Origin of the sequence: Stenotrophomonas sp. NPDC078853, assembly GCF_044901215.1 — a bacterium.
Taxonomy (GTDB): Bacteria; Pseudomonadota; Gammaproteobacteria; order Xanthomonadales; family Xanthomonadaceae; genus Stenotrophomonas; species Stenotrophomonas lacuserhaii.
In genome coordinates, this window is sequence record NZ_JBJDOQ010000014.1 from 13565 (window position 1) to 26968 (window position 13404).

At 68.3% G+C, this 13404-nt stretch carries 10 protein-coding genes; 2 read left to right on the forward strand and 8 right to left on the reverse strand.

What is annotated here, in order from left to right:
• The first annotated feature begins 112 nt into the window (after positions 1–112).
• Positions 113–1333 (forward strand): multifunctional CCA addition/repair protein, encoded by a 1221-nt coding sequence (locus ACI2JH_RS14260; RefSeq protein WP_404736537.1) that lies wholly within the window; start codon positions 113–115, stop codon positions 1331–1333.
• A gap of 37 nt (positions 1334–1370) precedes the next feature.
• Here ACI2JH_RS14260 and ACI2JH_RS14265 read toward each other — a convergent pair whose 3' ends face one another.
• From ACI2JH_RS14265 to ACI2JH_RS14300, 8 genes are all read right to left on the reverse strand, one after another.
• Positions 1371–1805: an SseB family protein gene (locus ACI2JH_RS14265; protein WP_042614147.1), complete on the reverse strand. Its 435-nt coding sequence runs from the start codon at positions 1803–1805 to the stop codon at positions 1371–1373.
• 102 nt (positions 1806–1907) lie between these two features.
• Entirely contained in the window at positions 1908–2945 is a 1038-nt protein-coding gene (locus tag ACI2JH_RS14270; RefSeq protein ID WP_182657309.1) for a S41 family peptidase, read from the reverse strand.
• A gap of 138 nt (positions 2946–3083) precedes the next feature.
• On the reverse strand, positions 3084–5975 hold the full coding sequence (locus ACI2JH_RS14275; protein ID WP_182657310.1) for an autotransporter outer membrane beta-barrel domain-containing protein: 2892 nt from the start codon (positions 5973–5975) through the stop codon (positions 3084–3086).
• Between the two features lie 317 nt (positions 5976–6292).
• Positions 6293–7360, reverse strand: a complete 1068-nt coding sequence (locus tag ACI2JH_RS14280; protein ID WP_182657311.1) for a heparan-alpha-glucosaminide N-acetyltransferase domain-containing protein — start codon at positions 7358–7360, stop codon at positions 6293–6295.
• Positions 7357–8505, reverse strand: coding sequence for an N-acetylglucosamine-6-phosphate deacetylase (nagA, locus tag ACI2JH_RS14285; protein ID WP_101098937.1), 1149 nt, complete (start codon positions 8503–8505; stop codon positions 7357–7359). Before nagA ends, ACI2JH_RS14280 begins: the two co-directional genes overlap by 4 nt.
• Entirely contained in the window at positions 8505–9533 is a 1029-nt protein-coding gene (locus ACI2JH_RS14290) for an SIS domain-containing protein (protein ID WP_404736538.1), read from the reverse strand. The genes nagA and ACI2JH_RS14290 overlap by 1 nt, the downstream gene beginning before the upstream one ends.
• 8 nt (positions 9534–9541) lie before the next feature.
• Positions 9542–10609: a LacI family DNA-binding transcriptional regulator gene (locus ACI2JH_RS14295; RefSeq protein WP_042614153.1), complete on the reverse strand. Its 1068-nt coding sequence runs from the start codon at positions 10607–10609 to the stop codon at positions 9542–9544.
• A gap of 42 nt (positions 10610–10651) precedes the next feature.
• On the reverse strand, positions 10652–11941 hold the full coding sequence (locus tag ACI2JH_RS14300) for a sugar MFS transporter (RefSeq protein ID WP_182657313.1): 1290 nt from the start codon (positions 11939–11941) through the stop codon (positions 10652–10654).
• Positions 11942–12304: 363 nt separating this feature from the next.
• On the opposite strand from ACI2JH_RS14300, the gene ACI2JH_RS14305 reads away from it, so the two are divergent.
• Complete coding sequence (locus ACI2JH_RS14305) at positions 12305–13324, forward strand: glucokinase family protein (RefSeq protein ID WP_317450765.1); 1020 nt, start codon at positions 12305–12307, stop codon at positions 13322–13324.
• Positions 13325–13404 lie beyond the last annotated feature (80 nt).

The window sequence follows — 13404 nt, forward strand, 5'->3', positions numbered from 1 at the left end:
CTACCGAAGGCGGGGTAGCGCCGAGCCATGCTCGGCGAGCGCAGCGGCAGGCAGAAGCGTGACGGCCAGCGGCCGTCACTACCTGCGGCGAACCCGCCGTATCATGGGGGCCATGAAGATCTATCTCGTCGGCGGCGCGGTGCGCGACCGCCTGCTGCAGCGCCCCGCCGGTGACCGCGACTGGATGGTGGTCGGCGCCACGCCCGCGCAGATGGAAGCCCAGGGCTTCCGGGCGGTCGGGCGCGACTTCCCCGTGTTCCTGCATCCGGACACAGGCGAGGAATACGCCCTTGCCCGCACCGAACGCAAATCCGGCCGCGGTTACCGCGGCTTCGTGGTCGATGCCGATCCATCGGTCACGCTGGAAGAAGACCTGCAGCGGCGCGATTTCACCATCAACGCGATTGCCTGCGACGAAGACAGCGGCACCCTGGTCGATCCGTATGGCGGTGTCGACGATATCGAGAACCGCGTGCTGCGCCACGTCGGTCCGGCCTTCGTGGAAGATCCCCTGAGGGTGCTGCGTGCGGCGCGCTTCATGGCCCGCTTCGCCCCACTGGGCTTCACCATCGCCGATGAAACCATGGCACTCATGCGCGATGTCGCCGCCAGTGGCGAGCTCGACGCGCTGGTGCCCGAACGGGTGTGGCAGGAACTGCGTCGTGCGCTGGCATCGGAGCGTCCGTCAGCCTTCCTGCGCACGCTGCACGATGCGCACGCGCTGGCGCCGATCCTGCCCGAGCTGGACGCGCTGTACGGCGTGCCCCAGCGCGCGGAGTACCACCCGGAGGTGGATACCGGCGTGCACCAGGAAATGGTCAGCGACATGGCCGCGCGACTGGCACCGGGCGATGATCTGGTCGGCTTCGCCGCGCTCACCCACGACCTGGGCAAGGCGCTGACTCCCCAGCAAGAATGGCCGCGCCACATCATGCACGAGCAGCGAGGGTTGAAGCCGCTGAAGGCGCTGTGCGCGCGGTTGAAGGTACCGGCCGAGCACCAGCAGCTGGCCGAGGCCGTATGCCGCGAGCACCTCAACGTGCATCGCATCGACGAGCTGCGCGATGCCACCGTACTGGAGCTGCTGGGCCGCTGCGATGCGCTGCGACGACCGGAGCGCATCGCCCGCATCGCGCTGTGCTGCGAAGCGGACAAGCGCGGCCGGCTCGGCTTCGAAGAAGGCGACTACCCGCAGGCCGAAACCCTCAAGCGCCTGCACCAGGCTGCGTTGTCCGTGCAGGCCCGTGTCCTGGACACCACCCACCTGCAGGGCCCGGCGATCGGCCAGGCGCTGGCCAGGGCGCGCATCGCAGCGATTGCGGCGGCACGCTGAGCCGCCAGCACCGGCCAGCGCCAGCCAGCGGCGATCCTCAGCGGGCTTCGCCGCGGGTGAACGCGTCGGCGCGCTGCTTCAACTGCACCACCGCATCGGGAATCATCTCCATGCCCAGGTCGAAACCGGGATTGAGTACGATGCCGACGCCATCTGAAATCGCGCTCAGCAGCCAGCGCACTTCCACCTGCAGGGCGTTCTCGAACTGCGGCAACTGTTCGCTCCACGCGCTGGCACGTTCGACGGCGGAGAAGATCGCGAACATCGGCTCGTCCGCTTCGCTGGTCAGTACCAGCGGATTGATCGATTCATCCCAGTCCGCGTCCGGGCCGACCGGCTTGTCCAGCAGCACGAACACCTGGTCGCCCAGCAGGCTGTCCAGGAACGCCGGCGCCTGCAGGGTGCCGTCCTGCGCCTGCACCAGGCGCACTTCCAGATCGTTCAGCGGTTCAAAGGGGGCTTCGGCTTCCACGGTTACTCCTGGTTGCGTGCTGACACGCGTGATCGATACCGCGACTTTAACAGGCCGTGACGTTGTCATCCTGTGGACTGGCGCCGCCCCGCGCCGATGACCTCACCCAGCACGCGGAGCCGCCTTGGCCTGTGCGACGCAGCCCGGTTGCGAGAGCAGCCAACGCTGGGCCGCGGCCAGCGTCGCGGCATCGCCGTCGGTGACCTGGTCCGGCACGATCGGTCCACCATCGCCCACGCCATTGCGGTCGGCCATCAGCGTGTCGGTCAGCAGGAAAAGAGTGCCATCGGGCAGGCGGATGGAGGAGTTGGAGGTGGCAAAGCCGGCGGTCGGCGCGCCGAAGCTGCGCGAATCCGGACGCCCACGAAAGGCCAACGCCGTGGCTTCGCCGGAACTGGCCGTGCGTTCTCCCAGCAGCACGGCCACCGGCCCGCCCGGCTCACGCAGGCGGTATCCGGCCTGGCCAAACCCGAGCATGGGACGGCCTTTCACCATCAGCGTGCCGTCGTGCGATTCCCACGGCACATTCGGCCCCGCGCCACGCAGCATGCCAAGCACCTGGATGCCATCGCCGGGGATCCGCAGCAGCGGCTCCACGCCCAGCAGCATCGGCCACATGTTGCCGCCGCTGTTGTTGCGCAGGTCGACGATCCAACCACAGCGCGGGCTCGAATCGCCATCGCGCACGCGCCGCTGCAGGTCCACCGCGCGCTGCACCGACTGCCGCGCCTGCTCGGCCGGGGAGCTGGCCAGGGCCGGGGAAAAGCGGTCGACCGCTACCCAGCCAAGCCGGCGATCCAGCGTGGCAGGCAGCCCGCCGCGCCCTGCTGCGGTGCCCGCGCCAGGCACCGCGTCGAGCGGCACGGGCAGCTGCACGGTGTCGGTGGCCAACCAGCGTCCATGGCCCTTTGAACTGCGCTGGATGGCAGCATCCAGCAAGGAGCGCACCCGTGCGGGATCGCCGTGCGCGCGGGCGATATCGGCGCGCGCGGCCTCCCAGTCCACGGCTTGGCGGTACAGCGCCCGCTGTTCCATCAGGTCAAGCATCTTCGCCTGTGATTCGGCGGAAGGAAGGTCCACCGCCTGCGCGGCGGCAGGCACCAGCATCATCGCAACCACCCACGCATGCCTACCGGCCATCGCGCTACATCCATGTAGAGGAAGCCGGATGATACGTGAACGCAGGGCGGGACCGCGATGGCTGGGGGATCCCGCCGAGCATGGCTCGGCGCTACCGATATGCCCATGGCAACGCCGGGCCGTGCCCGGCGGAATGCCTCACCAGTCGAAGCGCAGGCCGATATTCCCCTCCACGCTCCTGCGTTCGCGGTTGCGGTCCTCCAGGTCACGCGTGTAATCAGCCACTGCGTACGCGCTCACGTTGCGGTTGAATCGCCCTACCACGCCCACGCCGACTTCCCACGCGCTGGTCTCCTGCCCCGCCACGATGCGGTTGCTGCCGAAGTCCACGCGGTTGTCACCGTCCAGGGTCTTCCAGTAATTGAGCGTGAAATACGGCTGCCAGCCGTTGTCGGCCAGTCCATGATCGCCGGCCAGGCGCAGGCCGATACGGCCGGTCCAGGCGTTGTCGGCACCGAAGCGGATCGCCGCCACCGCGTCGGCCGCATCGTCCAGCGACTGCCGCTGCCAGATGACCTGCAGCTGCGGTTCCAGCCACCACGACGACTGCCCCAGGCGCAGCAGCGGCTTGCCCGCTTCCAGCGAGGCACTGGTGCCATCGCCGCGGACGTCGATGCCCAGCCCGCGGGTCGACCACGCCTGCCCGCGGTAACGGCTCTGCATCACCACCGCATCCAAGTAGCCACCGGCAGTGCCGACACCCGTCCAGCTCAGCCCCACGTGCTTGTCATCCAGCCGGGTCTGGCCCACGTGCACGTTCTCCCAGCCCAGCGCCAGGCCGGTGATGCGCCCGGTGGCGCGGGTGCGGCCGACGAATACGCCCCACTGGCTGCGGAGGGTGCCAGCGTCGCTGGCATGCAGATCGATGCCGGCCTGCAGTCCCTGCAGGTCGCCGTCGAAGCCGGTCAGCGCATCGCCGTTCCAGTGCTGCTCCTCGCTGCTGCCGATCAAGCGGCCCCAGGCGGCGCGCGCGACGCCCTCGCCCGCCAGCAGGCGCTGTTCGCCCTGGCGCTCGTGGAAGGTTCCCAGCGAGGCCTGCGATACCGTGCGCAGCAGCGACGGAACCACCGTGTACGCCGGTGTTTCCAGCCGGTAGATCGGGGTCACCTCGGCCTGCGACGGGCGCGCGCCGGGCGTGGGCGGGCTGGCCAGCGGGCCGGGCACCACAGCGACCTCATCGGGCACCGGCGGCGGCGGGGTAAGATCCGGCGGGTCGACCGGCTCCGGCTCCGCTGGCGGTGCCGGCGGTGCCGGTTCGGGCGCCGCCGGGTCCGGATCCGGCGCACCCGGATCGACCGGCACATCGGGCGGCGGCGGTGGCGCCGGCGGCAGGACCGAGGGCGGCGTGCCGAGGTCTTCCGGCGGCGGCGGCTCCGGCAGTGGCGGTGTGGTCGGCGCGGGCGCCGGGGCAGGATCCGCGCTTGCCACGAGGGTCGAGCGCAGGTACCAGTTTTCCGCGGTGCCGCCGCTGACGCCGCCCTTGAACAGGAAGTACTCGTAGGCACCGGCAGCCACCGGCGAGAACAGCGCGAAGGCCTCCGCGCTGGTGGTGGCGCGGTTGCCTGCCTGCACCAGCAGGATGCCATCGGCGATCGTCGCCCCGCCGGCGCCACCGGCGTTGATCACGCCGATACCGGTGGTGCCGGTACCGGCGCCACCGGAGATCACCAGGCGGTCACTGGCCGAGCTGTCATCGCCCAGCACGGTGTTGAGGTACAGGCCACCGCCGTTGCCGGTGTAGTTGCCGTTGATGGTGAACACATCGCCGGGCGCATCATTGCTGCTCATGTCGATGCGCCCGGCATTGAGCACGCTTGCCAACGACCCGGCAGCGAAGGCGGATACGCCGTTCGCCCCGCTGGAAAACAACGCACTGGTGGCATCGATATCCAGCGCCCCGGTGGCGGTGCCCGCATCGCCCAGCACCAACGTGCCATCGAACGTCATCTGGCTGTCGTTGGCCAGCGCGATGCGTTCCCAGCCGGTGTAGCGCGCTACTGCGGAGGTCTTGACGTTGTCCATCGCCAGCGCGTCGGTGCCGCTGCCTCCGTCCAGCCGCGGCACCGCGCCGAGGTGCGATTCGTTGAGGTCGGACAGACGCGCGGTGTCGTCGCCCTCGCCCATGTCGATGAGGTCGTGCACAACCCCGCCACCACTCCAATCGAGGACGTCGTTGCCCACGCTCATGCGGATTTCGCCGCGCACCGTGCCGCCGGTAAGGGTCACCCTGTCATCGCCGCCACTGACACTGATGTTGCCGCCGATGTAGCCATCGGACAGGATGATCGTGTCGCGGCCGAAGCCGGTGACCAGGTTGCCATCGATGGTGCCGCCGGACATGTCGAACACGTTGTTGTCCAGCTTCATGTTGACCCGGCCGATGCGACCGCCGGTCATTTCGGCGTAGTCGCCATCTTCGAACGCCCCGACGATGCGGCCACCGGTCATGCGGAACGAATCGAAATTGTCTCCCTGCAGCAGCGCCCCGAGGCTGCCATCGGTCATCAGGAAGCTGTCGATGCCGTTGCCCTGCTGCACGGTGCCGGTGATGCTGCCACCGCTGACCTGCAGGCTGTCGGCACCGTCGCCCTGGTCCAGCGAGGCGAGGCTGCCCGCACTTATCGCCGCCACATCGTCACCGCTGCCCTGCGTGGCCGCGCCTGTCAGCGTACCTCCCCGCAGCTCCAGCCGGTCGTTGCCGGCACCCTGCGCCAACGTGCCGCTGATGCTGCCTCCCGCACGCAGGATGGCGGTGTCGTTGCCACCGCCCTGGGCGACATTGCCGATGATGGCCCCGGAGAGGTCGACCAGGTCGTCCCCTTCGCCCATCACCACGGCATCGGCGTTGCCCACATCGACCACCGCACCGGCCAGCAGTCGTACCGAGCCGCTTGCGGTGGCGCTGCTGCCGGTACCCAGCGTGCTGGTCCACGGCGTGGGCGGGGCCGCGTCGCAGACCGTGCTGGTGCCGATGGTGATGCAGTCGGCACTCGCATTGAGCGTGACCAGCAGCAGCGCGGTGCCTGCCATGGCCCGCGAGTGGAGGAGATCTGAGATGCTGAATGCAAGCCGGGAAGGTGCGGGAGGGTGCAAGGGACGTTCTCCATCATCATGATCGGAAGATACGAAATGCCGCTGGATGTATCGGCACCGACACCCATCCCGTGTCCGCCTGGATGCGGCGGTTGTCCCGGAATGTCCCCTGCGTCAGGTGCCGCCTTGAATGCACTGCAACCGCAGTCTGCCACCGGGTTCTACGTATATTCCACATTTTAAATGCGAGGCCATTCACACATTGGATGTGGACAGGCCTTGGGCTCCCGCGCCGCGAACATGACTTAACAGGTTCAGATCTTCAGGTAGATGCGGCGTGCGTCCAGCCACCACGCCACCGCCCACCATGCAGCGACAAAGGAAACCGCGATCAGCAGCGAGGCCGTCGCCAGCTGCGTCGGCATTGCGCCAGCGGCAGCGTTCCAGGCCGCCTGCCAGAGCCCGCTGGCGCCCAGCAGCACCGACATCACTGATGCGCCGAGATAAACGGTAATGGCGTTCACGCCGAAGCGGCGCCCCAATGCCGGCCAGCCGCGCTGGTCGATCAGCCAATGCGCGGCGAGCAGGGCGATGATCGCCAGGCCCCCCGTCCAGAGCACATACGGGGGCGTCCACAGATTCTTGTTGAGTGGCAGCCACACTGCCGCCGCCAGGCCGATGGCCAGCAGCAGCGCGCCGCAGATGGCCAGCCGCAGCGCCGCGGCGGCACGCAGCATCTGCCCCGCCAGCAGCCCCAGCAGCGTGGTCGCCAGCGCACCCAGCGTGCTCATCAATCCTTCTGGATCATGGCCCAGTCCGCTGGCCGCCTCGTACTGGTAGATCCATGGGGCGAACAACGCGGTGTCCAGCCGGCTCACCGGGTTGAGCAGCGGCACCAGCGTATCGGCGCCCAGCAACAGACCGGAATAGCCTGCAAGCAGCAGCACCAGCGCCGCCCACTGCAGCCGCTGGCGCGCGTACACCGCCAGCAACCCCACCAGCGCCGAGCACACCGCGATGCGCTGCAGGACGCCCCAGAGGCGGTAGTGCGGCAGCTCCAGCAGCCACCACGCAAGCGCGTGCAGCAGCAGGCCGGCCAGCAGGATCCGCAGCGCACGGGTCAGCACGCCGCGCGCCAGCGCAGGCCGTGCCGCTGCATTCGCTGCGCGTGGCACCACGCTGAACGCCATCGACACGCCGACCAGGAACAGGAAAAAGGGAAACACCAGGTCGGTCGGCGTGCAGCCATGCCATGCCGCATGCAGCAACGGCGCATGCACATGGCCCCAGTCACCCGGGTTGTTGACCAGCAACATCGCCGCCACCGTGATCCCGCGCAGTGCATCGATCGATGCCAGGCGCGTGGCGGCGGCCGTGCTCATGCCGCTTCGTACTGCCCGGCAATCCAGGTGCCGCGCACCTGCAGGGCATCGTCCAGCAGCACCAGGTCGGCCTGGAAGCCCTCGGCGATATGTCCCATCCGGTCATCCACGTTGAGGAAGCGCGCCGGGTAGGTGGAGGCCATGCGTGCGGCTTCGGCCAGTGGCTCGCCGAGCAGCTGCACGGTGTTGCGCACCGCCGTGGCCATGTCCAGCGCGGAACCGGCCAGCGAACCGGCCGCGTTGCGCACCACGCCGTCCACGGCGGTGATGATCTCCCCGTACAGCTCGTAACTGGGGTCATCCGCACCGACCGGCGGCATCGCATCGGTCACCAGCAACAGGCGGCCGCGCGGCTTGGCGGCCAGCGCCACGCGCAGGCTGCCCGGATGCACGTGCACGCCATCGACGATGATCCCGACCCAGCTGTCCCGGTCTTCCAGCGCAGCGCCCACCGCACCCGGCTCACGGCCCTGCAGCGGTGACATCGCGTTGTACAGGTGGGTGAAGCCGCGGATACCGGCATCCAGCCCGGCGCGTGCTTCTTCGTAGGTGGCCGCGGTGTGCCCGGCCGCCACGATCACGCCACGCTCCACCAGCGCGCGGATGGTCTCCAGCGGCACCCGTTCCGGCGCCAGCGTCAGCAGGGTCACGCCATTGTCCAGCGATGCCGCCAGCGCGACCTCATCGGCGTCCGGCACGCGGAACTTGCTGACGTCGTGCGTGCCTTTGCGGGCCGGCGCGATATAGGGACCTTCCAGGTGGATGCCGATCACGCCGGGCACCCCCTGCGCGATGGCATCGTGGGTGGCAGTGATCGCAGCGCGCATCACCTGCAGGTCATCGCTGATCAACGTCGGCAGCAGCGCGGTGGTGCCGAAGCGGCGATGCGCCGCGGCGATCGTGCGCAGGGTCGGCACGTCCGGCGTGTTGTTGAACAAGGCGCCGCCGCCGCCATTGACCTGCACGTCGATGAAGCCCGGCAGCAGCCAGCCGCCACCGAGGTCCACCTGTTCGTCGGCCGGTCCCAGCTGCGGTGCCGCATCGGGCAGCACCGCGCTGATGCGGCCCTCTTCGATCACCAGCGCGAGGTCATCGCGGAACTCTTCGCCCACCAGCATCCGGGCATTGCGCAGCACCTGCTTCATCAGACGGTCTCCGTGACCTTGTTCAGATGCGGCGGCAGGTCCGGGTTGTGCCCGCGACGCAGCGCCAGCGCGTTGATTGCGCGGTAGAAGCTCTGCACCGTCAGCAGCGGTGCGCACAATGGATGCGGCGCGGCGGCCAAGGGCAGGTCTCCGCCGGCGCCTGCCAGCCACACCTGCGCACCCCGCGCGGCGAATTCATCGGCCACCGCGCGCGTACCGGCGCCTGTTTCGTCCGGCTGGGCGAAGGCCAGCACCGGGAAGCCCGGCCCGACCAGCGCCATCGGTCCGTGCTTGACCTCCGCCGAGCTGTACGCCTCGGCATGCAGGCCACAGGTTTCCTTGAACTTCAGCGCCGCTTCCTGCGCCGCACCAAGACCGAGGCCACGCCCCAGCACGAACAGATTGGAGGCCTCCACCAGGCCCTCGGTGACCGCGCTCCAGTCCGCCTGCCAGGCCTCGCGCAGGGCCGCCGGCAGCGCGTCCAGCGCCGCGCGCAGCGCGCTGTCCTGTTTCCAGTACGCGGCCAGCTGCAGCACGGCGGCCAGCGAGGCGAGATAACTCTTGGTCGCCGCGACGCTGCGCTCGGCCCCGGCGTGCAGCGGGATCACCGTCTCGGCCAGCTGCGCCAACGGCGAATCCTCCACGTTGACCAGCGCCACCACGCGCGCGCCGGCGGCCTTGGCCGCCTCCGCATTGCGCAGCAGGTCCGGGCTCTTGCCGGACTGCGAGATCACGATGAACAACGCCCCGCGCAGCTGCAGCGGCGCGGCGTATACCGATCCCACCGATGGCGAAGCCGACGCCACCACAAGGCCAAGCTGGGTCTCCAGCAGGTACTTGGCATAGGTCGCCGCATGGTCCGAACTGCCGCGCGCGCAGGTCACCACGAACGGCGGCGGCGCAGCGCGCAGGCTGGCTGCCAGCGTTTCCATCACGCCATGATTGCGCGCGAACTGGGCGGCGATGACATCGGCCGCCTCGGCGGCTTCGCGGAACATCAACGTGTCGACAGGGGCTGGCAGGGTCATGGCGGTACTCAAGGAGGATCGGAAGGAAGGGCACGCGCGGCGGCCGGACGCATCGGCGCGGTCGAACCACGCACCACCAGCTGTGGCACGAAGCCCTGGTTGTGCAGCGGCGACGGCGCATCGTCATACGCATCGCTGCGCAGCTGTGCGATCAGCAGGCGCGCGGCATGCCGGGCGATGTCTTCGGTGGCCTGCTTGGCGGTGGTCAATGGCGGCCAGGACTGGCGCGAAAACGGACTGTCCTCGAAGCCGGCGATGGACAGGTCATAGGGCACGTTCATGCCGGCCGACTTCGCTGCCGCCAGTACGCCGGCGGCGATTTCGTCGTTGGACCCGAAGATGGCGGTCGGCGGCTCGCGCAGCGCCAGCAGGCGCCGTGCACCGCGGAATCCATCGTCGAAGGTGTAATCACCCTGCACCACCAGGTGCTTGTCCACGGTCATGCCGTAGTCCTTCAACGCCGCTTCGTAGCCGGCATGGCGCTCCACCGATGAACGGTGTGAACTACCGCCCCACAGGAAGCCGATGCGCTGGTGGCCAAGCTGGATCAGGTGCTCGGTAACCTCGTAGGCGGCCTCGCGGTCGTCGACGAACACGCAGGCCCCGTCGGCGGGATCTTCGGTAGCGGCGATGATGCGCACCAGCTTGATGCCACGCGCGGTCAAGGCCTGCACCAGGTCGCGGCGCTCGGACATCGGCGCGGTCAGCACCAGCCCGGCCAGTCGCGAACGCTGTACCCAGTCGGCCAGCTCTTCAGCCAGCAGCGGCGAACTGGAATCGCAGGGGTGGATCTGCAGGCCGAAGCCGGTCTCGCGGCAGGCCGCCAGCACGCCGTTCTGCACGCCGATGATGTGGTACGGGTTGGGGTTGTCATACACCAGCCCGACCACGAAGGTAGTGCCGCTGCGCAGGTTGCGCGCCGAGGGATCCGGCTCGTAATCCAGCTCGGCCACCGCACGCAGCACCCGCGCGCGGGTGGCCTGCATCACCGACGGTTCGTTGTTGATGACGCGCGACACGGTCTTCAGCGAGACCTTGGCCTTCTCGGCGACGTCCTTGATTGTGGCTCTGCGCATTGCCGTTCCCCGCGGTTGATCCGTGGCGTCCATGATCGCCGATCAGGCAGCGTCGCGCGGCAGGCCCGCGCGGTGCCCGATGGTCGAATAGAACAGGATGTACAGGTAGCACGGGACCATCAGCAGCAGGAACACCAGCTGGAAGTCGACATGCTGCTTGAGCACGGCAAAGGCCTGCGGAATGATCGCACCGCCGGCGATGCCCATCACCAGCAGTGCCGAACCGGTCTCGGTGAAGCGCCCCAGGCCGCGGATCGCGAGCGGGAAGATCGCCGGCCACATCATCGCGTTGGCGAACCCGAGCAGTGCCACGAAGGCGACCGACGCATAGCCATGGGTGAAGTAGGCGCCCACGCAGAACAGCACGCCGAGCGAGGCGGAAATGCTCAGGTAGCGCGACTGGGAAACAAAACGGGGGATCAGCAGCAGGCCCACCACGTAGCCCACCAGCATCGCCCCCAAGGTAAGGGAGGTGAACATCTTGGTCTGGTCCAGCGGCAGGTCGAATCCGTGGCCGTAGGTGCCGATGGCATCACCGGCCATCACTTCCACGCCCACATAGACGAACAGGCACAGCACGCCCAGCCACAGGTGCGGGAACTGGAAAATGCTGCTGCGTTCGATCCCCCCCTTGCCCGCCGGTGCGGCATTGGCCTCGGAGGATTTCAGTTCGGGCAGCGGCGAGAACAGCACCGCCACCGACAGCACCACCAGCAGCGCGGCCATGCCCAGGTAAGGCGCATGGATCTTGGCGGCGAAGTCGTTGAGCAGTGCCGCGCGGGTTGCCACGTCGGCCTGCTCCACCGCAGTGGAGAGATCGCCGACGCCATGCAGTACCAGCGTGCCGATCAGCACCGGCGCGAGCATGCCGGCGATCTTGTTGCAGATGCCCATCAGCGCGATGCGCCGCGCTGCGGTTTCAATCGGCCCCAGGATGCTGATGTACGGATTGATCGCGGTCTGCAGCAGTGCCAGGCCGCTGCCGATGATGAAAAGACCGCCCAGCGCGCCCGGATACCAGCGCTGGGTAGCGAACTCACCGAAAGTGGCTGCACCGGCGGCCATCACCAGCAGGCTCAGGCTCAGCCCTTTCTTCATGCCGGTACGGCGCAGAATCCACGAGGACGGCAGCGCCAGGAAAAAGTAGGACAGGTAGAACACCATCAGCACCAGGAACGCACCCACCTCGTCGAGCTCGAAGGCCAGTTTGACGAAGGTGATCAGCGGTCCATTGAGCCAGGTGAAGAAGCCGATCAGGAAGAACAACACGCCGACGATGGCGATGGACGTGGTGACGCTGGTACGCGCACCTGCAGCGTGGACGGCGGACATCGGCAAGGCTCCTGCTGCGACTCCGCGCAGGGCGTCGTCGACGAGTGGCTGGGAACAACGTTGTCACATTCTTTCGACGGGCATAGGGACTTTGTCAACTCACAAAATCCTCCGCCCTATATTTGCTGCGATGCCGCATCCTTGGGGCTGTCGAACACGCTGAACACGCTGGACCGCTCAAGCGCCTGCGCTGCGGATGTTTCCCCGGAGGACGCGGTTCCGGCATGTAATCGTTTTCTGCGGAAACCATCTCTTGCGATGCAGCAACGAAAAATTCACGAAGCCGTTGACATCGTTGTCAACACGGCTTCATATTCCGCTCAACGGCGGGCCACCCATGGCCCGCACTCCGCAGGAGCCCGCGTGACCGCTGCCAGCCATCCCGCACCCACCCACGTCCTCTCCACTGCAGCGCCGGGCTTTCTGGCCGCGGACGTCGGTGGCACCCATGTCCGGGTGGCCCGCGTAGAGGCAAGCGGCGACGCCGCGCATCCGGTACGCGTGCTGGACTACCGCAAGTACCGCAATGCCGATCACCCCGGCCTGGGCGCGATCCTTTCCGACTTCCTCGGCGACGGCATGCGTCCGGCGCATTGCGTGGTGGCCACCGCCGGCTACGCCCGCGAAGACGGCACGGTGATCACCGCGAACGTGCCCTGGCCGCTGTCGGCGCGCCAGCTGGAAACCGAGGTCGGGGTGCAGCACGTGCACATCGTCAACGATTTCGAAGCCGTGGCCCACGCGGCGGCCCAGGTCGATGCGAGCGGCGTGCTGCAGCTGTGCGGGCCGGACAGCGCGCCGGTCGGCCCCACGCTGGTGGTGGGACCAGGCACCGGACTGGGTGCGGCATTGTGGATCCCGACCGCGCATGGTCCGGTGGTGCTGGCGACCGAGGCCGGCCAGGCCAGCCTTGCCGCCAGCGATGAACTGGAAATGGCGATCCTGCGCCACATGCTGCGCGCACGCGCCCACGTGTCGGTGGAACATGCGCTGTCAGGCCCCGGCCTGATCAACCTGTACACCGCGCTGTGCGCACTGGAAGACCAGCCCGCCGTGCTGGGCACCCCCGATGCGGTGACCGCTGCCGCCATCGCGGGCACCGACGCATTGGCACGCAGGGCATTGGACGTGTTCTGCGGCCTGCTCGGCAGCACCGTTGGCGACATGGCCCTGCTGTACGGCGCCCATGGTGGCGTCTACCTGGCCGGCGGCATCCTGCCGAAGATCCGTGATTACCTGCGCGCCAGCACCTTCGTGGCGCGCTATCTCAACAAGGGACCGATGAGCGAAGCGCTGCAGCGGATCCCGGTGAAGGTGGTCGAACACGGTCAGCTGGGCGTCATCGGCGCGGCCAGCTGGTATCTCGGCCAGCAATCCCGCTGACCGCGCGGCGCGCTGGAGCGCGTGGCGGCCTGAACGAACGACGCGGTACCCGGAACACGCAGCACGCTGTACCCGGAACA